The following is a 14,131-nucleotide window of genomic DNA, read 5'->3' as shown; positions in this document are numbered from 1 at the left end:
CCCCCTAGGCCGGCGGCTCGTCCCCGCCCGGTCGCGCGGGGCCGGGGGCGGCCTCGTCCGCCCCGGGCTCCGGCGGCGGGTCCGCCGGTTCGGGCCCGGGGTCCGGGGCGGCGTCCAGGGGCGCGGGGCCGGGGTCCGGGGCGGCGTCCAGGGGCGCGGGGCCGGGGTCCGGGGCGGCGTCCAGGGGCGCGGGCCCGGGATCCGGGGCGGGCTCCGCCCCGCCCGGCGTCGGGGCCGCGCGCTCCAGGAAGCGCAGGAGTTCCACCGGGAACGGCAGGACCAGCGTGGAGTTCTTCTCCGCGGCGACCGCCACCACCGTCTGCAGCAGCCGCAGCTGCAGCGCGGCCGGCTGCTCCGACATCACCGCCGCCGCCTCGGCCAGCTTCTTCGAAGCCTGCAGCTCCGCATCGGCGTTGATGACGCGCGCCCGCCGCTCGCGGTCCGCCTCCGCCTGCCGCGCCATCGACCGCTTCATCGTCTCCGGCAGCGAGACGTCCTTGATCTCGACCCGGTCGATCTGCACGCCCCAGCCCACCGCAGGGCTGTCGATCATCAGCTCCAACCCCTGGTTCAGCTTCTCCCGGTTGGACAGCAGATCGTCCAGGTCCGACTTGCCGATGATCGAGCGAAGCGAGGTCTGCGCCATCTGCGACACCGCGAAGCGGTAGTCCTCGACCTCGATGATCGCGTTCGCCGGGTCCACGACCTTGAAGTACACGACCGCGTCCACCCGCACCGTGACGTTGTCCCGCGTGATGCCCTCCTGCGCGGGCACCGGCAGCGTCACGATCTGCATGTTCACCTTCCGCATGCGGTCGACGAACGGAAGGATCATGGTGAAGCCGGGCCCCCGGACCCCTTTCCGCAGACGGCCGAAACGGAACACCAAGCCCCGCTCGTACTGGCGCACCACGCGGGCGGCCACACCCGAGTACGCCGCGATGGCCGCGGCCGCCCCGATTCCCACTGCCAGCAGTTCCTGGACCATGACGGCCTCCCGCGAGGCGCCGACCGGAATCCAAGAGGCACCCCGTATCTACGGTATGCCCAGGCTGCGTCTTTCGGACCCGGACCCTGGCCCGGGCCGGCCCGCCCGAAGGGCACCCCCTACAACCAGGCCGCGAATTCCAGCAGCAGCTCCGCCTCCCGGCGCCGCCCCGCGGCCAGCGCCCGGTTGCCGGACTCCACCGCGCGGAACAGCGTCCAGCCCCGCAGCCGGTCCCGGTCCAGCTCCAGCGAGTCGGCCAGCTTGTTCACCCGGCGCCGGGCTCCCGCCGCCCCCGCCGAGGAGGCGACCTGGTCCTCCAGCCGGTCCCGGACCAGCCGCGCCAGATCGTACGCACGGTCCCCGACCAGCGGATCCGGCCCCACCGCCAGCCACGGCGCCCGCTCGCCCGCCAGCACCTTGCCCTGCCGGAAGTTCCCGTGCAGCAGCAGCTCCTCACCGGGCAGCGCCGTCAGCTCCTCGCGGGCCGCGAGCGCGGCGGACGCCAGCGCCTCGGCCTCCGGCGGCGCCTCGCGCAGGAGCTCCGCCTGCTGCGCGGTGCGCTCCGACACCGTCTCGAACGGGTGCCCCGCCGGCGGGGCCACCCACAGCCTGCGCAGTGTCCCGGACGCCTCCAGCAGGGCCTTCGCCTCGGGCAGCGAGCGCAGCGACACCTCCGGGTGGAGCCGCTCCAGCAGCAGCGCCCCGTCCTCCTCGTGGTGGCGGGTGTCGAGGACCCGCACCGACCCGAAACCGCCCCAGTGCGCCAGCGCGGCCAACTCCCGGTCGGGCCGGGCCTGCGGGGGAGCCAGCTTCAGCGCGGCCGGAGTCCCGTCGGCGTAGTGGACGAGGAGGACCAGACTGCTCCGGCCGCCGGGAGCCTGCACCCGCTGGGCCCGCACCCCACGCCGTGTCAGCGCCTCCTCGGCGAGCCGGGGCAACTGCCCCAGCCAGTCCGCGTTCTGCGCCGATTCCGGCGTCTCGCCGAGCGCCCGTACAAGCCGCTGCGGCGGTTCGAAAGCCATGCGTGCGTGGTCCCTTTCAGCTGGTCCGAGCTCGTTCTCCACGTTCCGTGAGCCCAGGGAAGGCTACGCCGACCCCGCGCCAGCGTGCCGCGCGCACGGCCGCGGCGCTCAGCGCGTCGGCCGCCTCACGGCGCAGCCGGCCGTCCGCCGCCCGCACCAGGTCGGAGTAGGCGCCCGCCACCCTGTCCTCGATCTCGGCGGCCAGCCGCTCGGCGTCGGCCGGGGTGCGCACCTCGAAGGGCAGGGCGTACGCCGCCTCCGCGGGCCGCGGCGAGCCGCCCATCTCGCGCACCGTCCGGGCGAGCGCGTCCCGGCGGGACAGGTGGCCGCCGTACGCATCGCGCGCCTCGGCGGACCGGGTGGAGGCGGCCCGGGCGCCGATGACCCCGTAGCCGTAGGCGGCCGCGTGCTCGGCTGCGAGCGCGGCCTGCGCCGCCTCCAGGGCGCGGCTCGCGGAGGAGGGGTCGGGGCTCACGGCTTGTCTCCTTGGGGCGAGGTCAGCAGGTACGCGTGTACGGCGCCGCAGGCGGCCACCGAGGCCAGCAGCCGGGCCAGCTCCCCGGGCGCCCCGGCGAGGGTGACGGTCCGCGCCTCGGCGAGGCTCCGCTCCGCGTCCGCGAGGGCGGTCAGGGCCTCCTCGGGCTTCGGCGGCACGGGCTCGGCGCCCGCCACGGGGGCGCCGGCCGCGGCGGACGAGGTCGACGGGGACGGCGGGGCGGAGCTCGCGGTCCTGTCGGCCGGGGCGTCCGCGGAGGCGAGCGCCCCCGCGTGGGCGGCGACCGCGGAGCGCAGCGGCGCGAGGCGCGCGGCGAGGGCCGGATGGGCGGCCGCGGTCGCGTCGTAGCGTTCCAGCAGCCGCTCGCTGTCTCGAACCGCCGTCTCCCGCATCCGCCGTTCGAGTGAAACCCCGGCGTCGGTGCCCGACGGGCCGCCCCCGTCGGAGCACCCGGTGAGCAGCGCGGCGCCGGCCGCGTCGGCGGCGCCGGCGAGCAGGCTCCTGCGAGAGGGCCGCGAAGGCAGGGTCCAGGGCACGGAGACGTCCTCGGAGGTGGTGGCGGGGCAGGGTGTGATCACCGTACCCGGGGCCCCGGCCCGACGGCGGACGGCAACACCCTCCGCGACCGGATACCCTTTGACCTGACACGCGACGTAAACCACAACAGCACACGCGGCCGAGGAGTCACCCGGATGAGCACCACCCAGAGCGACAGGCTGCGCGCATTGCTGGAGCCGCTCGTCGCCGCCAAGGGCCTGGACCTTGAGGACATCGAGATGTCCAAGGCCGGCAAGCGCCGGATGCTGCGCGTCATCGTGGACTCCGACGAGGGCGTGGAACTGGACGCGTGTGCAGAGCTGAGCCGCGAGGTCTCCGACCAGCTCGACGAATCCGACGTGATGGGCGAGGACGAGTACGTCCTCGAAGTGAGCTCGCCGGGCGCCGACCGCCCGCTGACCGAGCACCGTCACTACGTACGGGCGATCGACCGCCTCGTGAAGTTCCAGCTCGCCGAGGGCGGGGAACTGATCGCCCGCATCCTCGACGTGGACGACGAGGGAATGGACCTTGAGGTTCCGGGCGTGAAGGGCCGCAAGGCGACCGCCCGCCGCATTGCTTTCACCGACATCGCCAAGGCGCGGGTCGAGATCGAGTTCAACCGCAAGGACAAGAAGGAAGAGGAGGCGTAGCCGTGGACATCGACATGAGTGCCCTGCGGGGTCTGGTCCGGGAGAAGGAGATCTCCTTCGACCTGCTCGTCGAGGCGATCGAGTCGGCCCTCCTCATCGCGTACCACCGCACCGAGGGCAGCTTCCGGCGCGCCCGCGTTGTGCTGGACCGCACCAACGGCCACGTCGTCGTTTGGGCGACGGAGGACCCGCGGGACCTGGAGGAGGGGCAGGAGGCCAAGGAGTTCGACGACACCCCGTCGGACTTCGGCCGGATCGCCGCGACGACCGCCAAGCAGGTGATCCTGCAGCGTCTGCGCGACGCCGAGGACGACCTGACCTTCGGTGAGTTCGCCGGCCGCGAGGGCGACGTCATCACCGGCGTCGTCCAGCAGGGCAAGGACCCCAAGAACGTCCTCGTCGACATCGGCAAGCTGGAGGCCATCCTGCCGGTGCAGGAGCAGGTCCCCGGCGAGGAGTACACCCACGGCCTGCGCATCAAGGCGTACGTCGTACGGGTGGCGAAGGGTGTCCGCGGTCCGTCCGTGACCCTGTCGCGCACCCACCCCAACCTGGTGAAGAAGCTCTTCGCGCTGGAGGTCCCGGAGATCGCGGACGGCAGCGTCGAGATCTCGGCGATCGCCCGCGAGGCCGGCCACCGCACCAAGATCGCCGTCCGGTCCACCCGCTCGGGCCTCAACCCCAAGGGCGCCTGCATCGGCCCGATGGGCGCCCGTGTGCGCAACGTCATGGCCGAGCTGCACGGTGAGAAGATCGACATCGTCGACTGGTCGGACGACCCGGCGGAGATGGTCGCGAACGCGCTGTCACCCGCCCGGGTGAGCAAGGTCGAGGTCGTGGACTGGGACTCGCGCTCCGCCCGGGTGACCGTGCCCGACTACCAGCTGTCGCTGGCCATCGGCAAGGAGGGCCAGAACGCCCGCCTCGCCGCGCGGCTCACCGGCTGGCGCATCGACATCCGCCCCGACACCGAGGTGTCCCCGGACGCCGACCGGGCCCGGGGCGGGGAATAAATCCGGTACCGGTCGGAGCTGTCCGGCCGGTAGACAGGATCAAGACAGCAGATCTCGACAACATCCGTTCGATTTCTCGCCCGAAGGGGTGAGGTCGGTGCGGGGAGGTAGACTTAGGCGTGTCTGGCCGGACGCAAGCCCGCGCATGCCCCGAACGCACCTGTGTGGGGTGTCGGGAGCGAGCGGCCAAGAGCGATCTGCTGCGCATCGTGGCGATCGGGGACGAATGCGTCCCTGATCCAAGCGGTACGCTGCCCGGCCGGGGCGCCTACGTGCACCCTGCCGTGGTCTGTCTGGACAAGGCGGTCCGTCGCAGAGCGTTCCCCCGGGCCCTTCGGTCCCCGGGAGCACTCGACACGACCGGACTGAGCAAAGCCGTGGCCGTCGTGGCCGAGGCGACACCGTAAGAAGTAGTACGGCACGGATACCCCGTGCGGTCAGGTACCTCGCGAGTTGGAAGTAGGTCGAGATTGCGATGAGCACTCGATGAGTACGCGATGAGTACGCCCATGAAGTAGCGACGGTCCGGCGTAACCCGGACCTAAAAGGAGCGAAGTGGCTAAGGTCCGGGTATACGAACTCGCCAAGGAGTTCGGAGTTGAGAGCAAGGTCGTCATGGCCAAGCTCCAGGAACTCGGTGAGTTCGTCCGTTCGGCGTCCTCGACGATCGAGGCGCCGGTTGTACGCAAGTTGACTGACGCACTGCAGGGGCCCGGCGGCAACGCCGGCAAGTCCGCTGCGAAGCCGGGCGCGCCCCGCAAGGCCGCGCCCTCCAAGCCCGGGGCTCCCACCCCGGGTGCCGTTGCACGTCCCGCTGCCCCGAAGCCCGGCGCCCCGGCCCCCAAGCCGGCCGCTGCCGAGGCTCCGGCCGCCAGCGCCCCGGTGACCCCGGCCGCCCCCGGCCCGCGTCCCGGTCCGAAGGCCCCGGCCGCCCCGAAGCCCGCTCCGGCGGCTCCCGTGGCGACCGAGTTCTCCGCGCCTCCGGCGGCCCCGGCCGCCCCGGCGCGCACCGAGCGTCCCGCCGGTCCCGGCGCGACCCCCGGCCCGCGTCCGGCGCAGCAGCGTCCCGCGGCCCAGGGCGGCCAGGCCGGCGCCCGTCCCGGCGCCCCGCGCCCGGCAGGCACCGCCCCCGGCCAGGGACAGCGTCCCTCCGGTCCCGGTTCCCAGACCCCGCGTCCGCAGGGCGCCCGTCCGGCCGGTCCCCGTCCGGGCAACAACCCGTTCACCTCCGGTGGCTCCACCGGCATGGCGCGCCCGCAGGCGCCCCGTCCGGCCGGCGCTCCCCGTCCCGGTGCCCCCGGCGCCGGCGGCGGCCAGGGTGCTCCCCGCCCGCAGGGCGGTCCCGGTGGCGCTCCGCGTCCCCAGGGTCCCGGTGCGGGCCGTCCGACCCCGGGCGGCATGCCCCGTCCGCAGGGCGGCGCCCCGCGTCCCGGTGGTGCTCCCGGCGGTAACCGTCCGAACCCGGGCATGATGCCGCAGCGTCCCGCTGCCGGTGGTCCCGGTCCCCGTCCCGGCGGCGGCCCCGGTGGCCGTGGTCCCGGTGCCGGCGGCCCGCGTCCCGGTGGCGCCGGTCGTCCCGGCGGCGGCGGCTTCGCCGGCCGTCCGGCCGGTCCCGGCTCGCGTCCCGCGGGCGGCGGCGGCTTCGGCGGCCCGCGTCCGGGTGGCGGCGGCTTCGGCGGCGGCCCGGCCGGCGCCGGCGGCGGCGGTCGTCCCGGCTTCGGTGGCCGTCCCGGCGGTCCCGGTGCCCGTGGTGGCACGCAGGGTGCCTTCGGCCGTCCCGGCGGGCCCGCCCGTCGCGGTCGCAAGTCGAAGCGTCAGAGGCGCCAGGAGTACGAGGCCATGCAGGCCCCGTCGGTCGGCGGCGTGATGCTGCCCCGCGGCAACGGCGAGACCGTTCGCCTGTCGCGCGGTGCTTCGCTCACCGACTTCGCGGAGAAGATCAACGCCAACCCGGCGTCGCTGGTCGCGGTCATGATGAACCTCGGCGAGATGGTCACTGCCACGCAGTCCGTCTCCGACGAGACCCTCCAGCTCCTCGCGGGCGAGATGAACTACGAAGTTCAGATCGTCAGCCCGGAGGAGGAGGACCGCGAGCTCCTGGAGACCTTCGACATCGAGTTCGGCGAGGACGAGGGCGGCGAGGAATACCTCATGCCGCGTCCCCCGGTCGTCACCGTCATGGGTCACGTCGACCACGGCAAGACCCGACTGCTCGACGCCATCCGCAAGACGAACGTCGTCGCGGGCGAGGCCGGCGGCATCACCCAGCACATCGGTGCCTACCAGGTGGGCACCAACGTCAACGGTGAAGACCGCAAGATCACCTTCATCGACACCCCGGGTCACGAGGCGTTCACCGCCATGCGTGCCCGTGGTGCCAAGTCGACCGACATCGCGATCCTCGTGGTCGCGGCCAACGACGGCGTCATGCCGCAGACGATCGAGGCGCTGAACCACGCCAAGGCCGCCGGCGTCCCGATCGTCGTCGCGGTCAACAAGATCGACGTCGAGGGTGCCGACCCGGTCAAGGTGCGCGGTCAGCTCACCGAGTTCGGTCTGGTCGCCGAGGAGTACGGCGGCGACACGATGTTCGTCGACATCTCCGCCAAGCAGGGTCTGCACATCGACTCCCTGCTGGAGGCCGTCGTCCTCACCGCCGACGCCTCGCTCGACCTGCGCGCCAACCCGGAGCAGGACGCTCAGGGTATTGCGATCGAGTCCCACCTCGACCGCGGCCGCGGTGCCGTTGCCACCGTCCTCGTCCAGCGCGGTACCCTCCGCGTCGGCGACACGATGGTCGTGGGCGACGCCTACGGCCGTGTGCGCGCCATGCTCGACGACAAGGGCAACAACGTCGAGGAAGCGGGTCCGTCGACCCCCGTCCTGGTCCTGGGTCTCACCAACGTCCCCGGCGCCGGCGACAACTTCCTCGTCGTCGACGAGGACCGCACCGCCCGTCAGATCGCCGAGAAGCGTGCTGCGCGTGAGCGCAACGCCAACTTCGCCAAGCGTGTCCGCCGGGTGTCCCTGGAAGACCTCGACTCGGTCCTCAAGGCCGGTCTGGTCCAGGAACTCAACCTCATCATCAAGGGCGACGCGTCCGGTGCGGTCGAGGCCCTTGAGTCCTCGCTGCTCCAGCTCGACGTCGGCGAAGAGGTCGACATCCGCGTCCTGCACCGCGGTGTGGGTGCGGTCACCGAGTCCGACATCGCCCTGGCGATGGGCTCCGACGCCATCGTCATCGGTTACAACGTCCGTGCGGCCGGCCGTGCCGCGCAGATGGCGGACCGCGAGGGCGTCGACGTCCGCTACTACTCGGTGATCTACCAGGCCATCGAGGAGATCGAGGCGGCCCTCAAGGGTCTGCTCAAGCCGGAGTACGAAGAGGTCGAGCTCGGTACGGCGGAGGTCCGCGAGATCTTCCGCTCGTCCAAGCTGGGCAACATCGCGGGTGTCCTCATCCGCTCCGGCGAGGTCAAGCGCAACACCAAGGCGCGGCTCCTGCGCGATGGCAAGGTCATCGCCGAGAACCTCACCATCTCCGGTCTGCGCCGCTTCAAGGACGACGTCACCGAGATCCGCGAGGGCTTCGAGGGTGGTATCAACCTCGGTTCCTTCAACGACATCAAGATCGACGACGTCATCGCGACGTACGAGATGCGCGAGAAGCCCCGCGCGTAAGCGCGAGGCGGTTCGCACCGTGTCGTAAGCCCGGGGCCGGTCGGCGGAATATCCGTCGATCGGCCCCGGCCGTTGCGTGTACGGTTCTGGTGACCCTGCCGCGCGACGGCCGGCAGGCCACCGAACCCGCACCGGCGGGATATCCGGAACTGAATGTACGTGGGGACTCTGTCCTTCGATCTGCTCCTCGGCGACGTCCACTCGTTGAAGGAGAAACGCTCTGTCGTCCGGCCCATCGTCGCCGAGCTCCAACGCAAGTTCTCCGTGAGCGCGGCCGAAGTGGGCGACCAGGATCTGCACCGCAGGGCCCGTATCGGGGTCGCTCTGGTCAGTGGGGACGCGGGGTTCCTCTCGGATGTACTGGACCGCTGCGAGCGGCTGGTCGCGGCACGTCCGGAAGTGGAGCTGCTGTCGGTGAGACGGCGGCTGCACGGTGATGAAGACTGACTGCAAGACATAAGAAGGAGACGGACCAGTGGCCGACAATGCGCGGGCGAAGAAGCTGGCGGACCTCATCCGGGAGGTGGTGGCCGAGAAGCTGCAGCGTGGTGTCAAGGACCCCCGCCTCGGTACGCACGTGACCATCACGGACACCCGGGTCACCGGCGACCTGCGGGAGGCCACGGTCTTCTACACGGTCTACGGTGACGACGAGGACCGCGCCAGCGCGGCGGCGGGCCTCGAAAGCGCCAAGGGCGTACTGCGCTCCGCGGTCGGCCGGGCGGCGGGCACCAAGTTCACGCCCACCCTGACCTTCGTCGCGGACGCCCTCCCGGAGAACGCCAAGACCATCGAGGACCTCCTCGAGAAGGCGCGGACCTCCGACGCCCAGGTGCGCGAGGTGTCCTCCGGCGCCCAGTACGCCGGGGACGCCGACCCGTACAAGAAGCCGGGCGAGGACGCCGACGACTCCGACGAGGACGCAGCCGCGGAATGAGCACGCAGGTAGGAAAGACGCCGGACGGCCTTGTCATCGTCGACAAGCCGTCCGGCTTCACTTCGCACGACGTGGTCGCCAAGATGCGCGGGATCGCCAAGACCCGCCGCGTCGGCCACGCCGGCACGCTCGACCCGATGGCGACGGGCGTCCTCGTCCTGGGCGTCGAGAAGGCCACCAAGCTCCTCGGCCACCTCGCGCTCACCGAGAAGGAATACCTCGGGACGATCCGCCTCGGCCAGAACACGCTGACGGACGACGCGGAGGGTGAGGTCACCTCCTCGGCGGACGCCTCCTCGGTGACGCGCGAGGCCGTGGACCAGGGCATCGCCAAGCTGTCCGGCGAGATCATGCAGGTCCCGTCGAAGGTCAGCGCCATCAAGATCAAGGGCGTGCGCTCCTACAAGCGCGCCCGGGACGGCGAGGACTTCGAGATCCCGGCCCGGCCGGTGACGATCTCCTCCTTCCAGGTGTACGACATGCGGGACGCGGAAGCCGAGGACGGCACCAAGGTCGTCGACCTCGTCGTCTCCGTCGTCTGCTCCAGCGGTACGTACATCCGCGCGCTCGCCCGTGACCTGGGCGCCGACCTCGGCGTCGGCGGCCACCTGACCGCGCTGCGGCGCACCCGGGTGGGCCCGTACAAGATCGACCGGGCGCGGACCCTGGACCAGCTCCAGGAGGAGCTGACCGTCATGCCCATCGGCGAGGCGGCGGCCGCGGCCTTCCCGCGCTGGGACCTCGACGCCCGGCGGGCCTCGCTGCTCGCCAACGGCGTGCGGATCGACATGCCGGACGCGTACCCCGCGGGGCAGACGGTGGCGGTCTACGGGCCGGACGGCGTGCTGCTCGGTCTCGTGGAGAGCAAGGGCGGCAAGGCGAAGTCGCTGGCGGTCTTCGCCTGATCCGCCGGTCTCCCAGGACCCGCCGACCCGCCGACCCGCTGGTCCGCTGTGACGTGGAGCGGTGAGCGCACATCTCCTGCCGCTCACCGCTCCACGACCCCCCTCGGGTAGGTCTCTATCCAGTCGGGCCCTCGTATTCACCCGTCCGGGCAGGCGCTCGGAGTGACTGGAGGGAGCGTAAGGGGGCGCTTTCGCCCCCGTGCCCCTCCCGCCGGGGGCGCCGCCTTCCCGAGATGACGGAGACGGCCCCCAGCCAGATGCCGATGCGGGGCCCCGGGCACGGGCATGGCAGTCTTAGACCAGCAATCGGCAACCAGTACAAGGGCCTACACGGTTCGGGCGAGGAGCGGTCACAGTGCAGCGCTGGCGTGGCTTGGAGGACATCCCCCAGGACTGGGGACGCAGCGTCGTCACCATCGGCTCGTACGACGGTGTGCACCGGGGCCATCAGCTGATCATCGGGCGGGCCGTGGCCAAGGCCCGCGCGCTCGGCGTCCCGTCCGTCGTCGTCACCTTCAGCCCGCACCCGAGCGAGGTCGTGCGCCCCGGCAGCCACCCGCCGATCCTGGCGCCGTACGACCGCCGTGCCGAACTGATGGCCGGACTGGGTGTGGACGCGCTGCTGATCCTGCCGTTCACGGCGGAGTTCTCGCAGCTCTCCCCGGCCGACTTCATCGTGAAGGTGCTCGTCGACAAGCTGCACGCGCGCGCCGTCATCGAGGGTCCGAACTTCCGCTTCGGCCACCGGGCCGCCGGGAACGTCGACTTCCTCCGCGAGCTGGGCGCCACCTACGACTACGAGGTCGACGTCGTGGACCTGGTCGAGCGCGGCGAGGCGGGCGGCGGCGTGCCCTTCTCCTCCACGCTGGCGCGCAGGCTGGTCGCCGAAGGCGACATGGAGGGCGCGGCCGAGATCCTGGGCCGCCCGCACCGGGTGGAGGGCGTCGTCGTACGCGGCGCCCAGCGCGGGCGCGAGCTCGGCTACCCGACCGCCAACGTCGAGACGCCCCCGCACACCGCGATCCCGGCGGACGGCGTGTACGCGGGCTGGCTCACGGCCAACGGCGAGCGGATGCCGGCCGCGATCTCGGTCGGCACGAACCTGCAGTTCGACGCCACCGAGCGGACGGTGGAGGCGTACGCGATCGACCGGGTCGGCCTGGACCTGTACGGCCTGCACGTCACCGTGGACTTTCTCGCGTACGTGCGCGGCATGGCGAAGTTCGAATCGCTGGACGGCCTCCTCGAAGCGATCGCGGACGACGTGAAGCGGGCGCGGACGCTGACCGAGTCGTACGACGCGGAGCGCTGAGCCGGGTCGCGACGGCTGCGCCCACCGCCCCGAAAGCGCCAGGGCCCGTACCTCCCCCGGGGGAGGTACGGGCCCTTCTCGTCGGCGGTCGCCGCCGTCAGCCGAGGCGCGGGTCGCGCGGGGGCTGCTGCGGGTGGTGGGGCGGCTGCTGCTGGGGCTGCCAGGGCTGGCCGGGCTGCGGATACGGCTGGGCGTACGGCTGCGGAGGCTGCTGGTAGGGGGACGGGCCCTGGGGCTGGCCGTACGGCTGGCCCTGCGGCTGCGGCTGCGGCTGCTGCGGAGCCTGCTGGTGCGGTGGGGGCTGGGGCTGCGGCTGCTGAGGCGCGCCCCAGTGGCCCTGGGGGGCCTGCTGGGCCGCGCGGAGGAAGTCCTCGGCGACGAGTGCGGAGAGGTTGAAGTACGCCTCTCGGGTCTTCGGCCGCAGCATGTCGAGGTCGACCTCGGCGCCGGCCGCGAGGTGCTCGTCGAACGGGACCACGACGACGCCCCGGCAGCGGGTCTCGAAGTGCTGCACGATGTCCTCGACCTTGATCATCTTGGCGGTCTCGCGGACCCCCGAGATGACGGTGATCGAGCGGGAGACGAGATCGGCGTACCCGTGCGCGGAGAGCCAGTCGAGCGTGGTGCTCGCGCTGCTGGCGCCGTCCACCGAAGGGGTCGAGATGATGATCAGCTGATCCGCCAGGTCCAGGACGCCCCGCATGGCGGAGTAGAGGAGACCGGTGCCCGAGTCGGTGAGGATGATCGGGTACTGGCGGCCGAGCGTGTCGATGACGCGGCGGTAGTCCTCGTCGTTGAACGTCGTGGAGACGGCCGGGTCCACGTCGTTGGCGATGATCTCCAGGCCGGAGGGGGCCTGGGAGGTGAACCGCCGGATGTCCATGTACGAGTTCAGGTACGGGATCGCCTGGACCAGGTCCCGGATCGTGGCCCCGGTCTCGCGGCGGACCCGGCGGCCGAGGGTGCCGGCGTCGGGGTTCGCGTCGATGGCCAGGATCTTGTCCTGGCGCTCGGTGGCGAGGGTGGCGCCGAGGGCGGTCGTGGTCGTGGTCTTGCCGACGCCGCCCTTGAGGCTGATGACGGCGATGCGGTAGCAGGAGATGACCGGGGTGCGGATCAGCTCCAGCTTGCGCAGGCGCTCGGCCTCGGCGGCCTTGCCGCCGAACCGGAACCCGGAGCGCTGGGGCCGCGGCTTCTGCTTGCCGCGCAGCAGGCGGTCCGAGGACAGCTCGACGGCGGCGGTGTAGCCGAGGGGCGCGCCGCCGCCGGTGCCCGGGCCGGGCTGGTAGCGCGGGTCGTGCGGCTGGGGACCGGGCTGGGGCCCGGCGGACCACTGGGCGCCGGTACGGGGGTCGTACTGCGGCTGCGGCGCCGGCTGCTGGTGCTGCGGCGGTACGGGCGCGGGCTGAGCGGGCGGGAACGCGTAGTCGCTCGCGTCCACGGGCGGCTGAGGCTGCGGCATCGGCTGCGCCGGTGCGGGAGCCGGGGGGAAGCCGTACCCGTCCTGCGGCGCGGGCGCGGCGGGGACGGGGGCCTGGGGGAACCCGTAGCCCTGCTGGGGGGCGGTCGCCGAGGGGCCGGGGGAGGGGGGGAACCCGTACCCGTCCCGGGGCGCGGTCGGGGCCGGACCGGGGGCGGGCGGGAAGCCGTACCCGTCCTGCGGTGCCGGGCTGGAGGGGAACGCGGGCGGCAGCGCCGGGAGTTCGCCGCCGGGTCCTCCGAAGGGGGCGTCCACGGGCGGGTGAACCGCCTCCGCGGGGCTGACGGGCTTCGGAGCCTCCGGCACGGGGACCGCGTCCCGGGGCTCCTCCTCCCCGGCGGCGGGCTCGGTGCTCGCGAACGGGACGGGCGTCCCGTCGGGCGGGGTGTCCTGCCGCTGGGCGGGGACGGGCGCCTCGAAGGAGGCCTTCACCAGCGGCTCGGGCGCGTCCGAGGGCTCGGCGGCGAAGGGCGCCGGGACCTGGACCGGAGCCGGCAGCGCGGGCGCGTCGACCGGTGCCGGGAGGGCCGGGGCGGCGAAGGGGGCCGGGGCCGGCGGAGCGGGCGCCTCGGACGCGGGGGCGCCGCTGCCGTCGGCCGGTGCCGCCGGGGCCGGGGGCGTGTCGGCGGGGGCCGGTACCGGGAGCACCGGGGGCGCGTCGGCGGGGGCCGGTGCCGTCGCGGCCGGGGCGGGCGCCGGGTACGCCGGGGGCGTGTCGGCCGGTGTGCTGAAGGGAGCCGGAGCCGGAGGCGCGGCCGGGGCGGCGTCGTCGGCGGGCGCCGGGGCGGGGAAGGGGGAAGGCGCGCCCGCACCGTCCGACGGAGTGCGCGGGGCCGGCGGGGCGATCCGCATCGTCGGGGGCGAGGCCACGTCCGACGGGCGGTGGGGTTCGAAGCCGCTGCCCACGGGAAGCCCCGGCACGGGGGTGGCCGGAGCCGCGCCCTGCGTGTACCAGGCCGGCGGGGTGTAGTCGATGGTGAACTCGCCCGTCACCTCGGGCTCCGCGTCGGACTGATCGTCCGTCGGGACGTCCCAAGTCCCGCCGCGCCTCTCGTTCCGATCGCCGCTCACTGGTCCTCCTGGTCTGTCGAACACTGGTCCGGCGCC

The 14,131-nt window shown here is 73.1% G+C and carries 13 protein-coding genes; 8 read left to right on the top strand and 5 right to left on the bottom strand.

The features are described 5' to 3' along the window. Window positions 1-4 precede the first annotated feature (4 nt). The 4 genes from ACIBAD_RS32395 to ACIBAD_RS32380 form a co-directional block, all read right to left on the bottom strand. A complete protein-coding gene (locus tag ACIBAD_RS32395; RefSeq protein WP_398910294.1) occupies window positions 5-988 on the bottom strand; it encodes an SPFH domain-containing protein in 984 nt (327 codons plus the stop codon). Window positions 989-1,107: 119 nt separating this feature from the next. Beyond that, entirely contained in the window at window positions 1,108-2,010 is a 903-nt protein-coding gene (locus ACIBAD_RS32390) for an aminoglycoside phosphotransferase family protein (RefSeq protein WP_134070740.1), read from the bottom strand. Window positions 2,011-2,026: 16 nt separating this feature from the next. Beyond that, the gene (locus tag ACIBAD_RS32385; protein ID WP_398910292.1) at window positions 2,027-2,485 is read right to left on the bottom strand and encodes a ferritin-like domain-containing protein; all 459 of its coding nucleotides are present in this window, start codon (window positions 2,483-2,485) and stop codon (window positions 2,027-2,029) included. After that, entirely contained in the window at window positions 2,482-3,042 is a 561-nt protein-coding gene (locus ACIBAD_RS32380; RefSeq protein WP_398910290.1) for a hypothetical protein, read from the bottom strand. The genes ACIBAD_RS32385 and ACIBAD_RS32380 overlap by 4 nt, the downstream gene beginning before the upstream one ends. A gap of 156 nt (window positions 3,043-3,198) precedes the next feature. Between ACIBAD_RS32380 and rimP the strand changes: the two genes are divergently transcribed. The 8 genes from rimP (at window position 3,199) to ACIBAD_RS32340 (ending at window position 11,544) form a co-directional block, all read left to right on the top strand. Then, window positions 3,199-3,696, top strand: coding sequence for a ribosome maturation factor RimP (gene rimP / locus ACIBAD_RS32375; RefSeq protein WP_134070736.1), 498 nt, complete (start codon window positions 3,199-3,201; stop codon window positions 3,694-3,696). Window positions 3,697-3,698: 2 nt separating this feature from the next. Next, window positions 3,699-4,709, top strand: a complete 1,011-nt coding sequence (gene nusA / locus ACIBAD_RS32370; protein ID WP_030161474.1) for a transcription termination factor NusA — start codon at window positions 3,699-3,701, stop codon at window positions 4,707-4,709. 119 nt (window positions 4,710-4,828) lie between these two features. Beyond that, window positions 4,829-5,116, top strand: a complete 288-nt coding sequence (locus ACIBAD_RS32365) for a YlxR family protein (RefSeq protein WP_078622365.1) — start codon at window positions 4,829-4,831, stop codon at window positions 5,114-5,116. A 148-nt stretch (window positions 5,117-5,264) separates the two neighbouring features. Next, the gene (gene infB / locus ACIBAD_RS32360; RefSeq protein ID WP_134070734.1) at window positions 5,265-8,390 is read left to right on the top strand and encodes a translation initiation factor IF-2; all 3,126 of its coding nucleotides are present in this window, start codon (window positions 5,265-5,267) and stop codon (window positions 8,388-8,390) included. A gap of 153 nt (window positions 8,391-8,543) precedes the next feature. After that, window positions 8,544-8,837, top strand: coding sequence for a DUF503 domain-containing protein (locus tag ACIBAD_RS32355; protein ID WP_030651158.1), 294 nt, complete (start codon window positions 8,544-8,546; stop codon window positions 8,835-8,837). A 28-nt stretch (window positions 8,838-8,865) separates the two neighbouring features. Beyond that, window positions 8,866-9,327: a 30S ribosome-binding factor RbfA gene (gene rbfA, locus ACIBAD_RS32350; RefSeq protein ID WP_030708679.1), complete on the top strand. Its 462-nt coding sequence runs from the start codon at window positions 8,866-8,868 to the stop codon at window positions 9,325-9,327. After that, the gene (gene truB, locus ACIBAD_RS32345; protein ID WP_398910286.1) at window positions 9,324-10,232 is read left to right on the top strand and encodes a tRNA pseudouridine(55) synthase TruB; all 909 of its coding nucleotides are present in this window, start codon (window positions 9,324-9,326) and stop codon (window positions 10,230-10,232) included. Before rbfA ends, truB begins: the two co-directional genes overlap by 4 nt. 355 nt (window positions 10,233-10,587) lie before the next feature. After that, the gene (locus tag ACIBAD_RS32340; protein ID WP_134070730.1) at window positions 10,588-11,544 is read left to right on the top strand and encodes a bifunctional riboflavin kinase/FAD synthetase; all 957 of its coding nucleotides are present in this window, start codon (window positions 10,588-10,590) and stop codon (window positions 11,542-11,544) included. Between the two features lie 97 nt (window positions 11,545-11,641). On the opposite strand, the gene ACIBAD_RS32335 is transcribed toward ACIBAD_RS32340, so the two are convergent. Next, window positions 11,642-14,095, bottom strand: coding sequence for an SCO5717 family growth-regulating ATPase (locus ACIBAD_RS32335; protein WP_398910283.1), 2,454 nt, complete (start codon window positions 14,093-14,095; stop codon window positions 11,642-11,644). Between the last annotated feature and the right edge of the window lie 36 nt (window positions 14,096-14,131).

Origin of the sequence: Streptomyces sp. NPDC051109 (assembly GCF_044455885.1) — a bacterium.
Classification (GTDB): Bacteria; Actinomycetota; Actinomycetes; order Streptomycetales; family Streptomycetaceae; genus Streptomyces.
The sequence above is the reverse complement of the archived record's forward strand: the minus strand, read 5'-3'. Positions and strand labels throughout refer to the sequence as shown.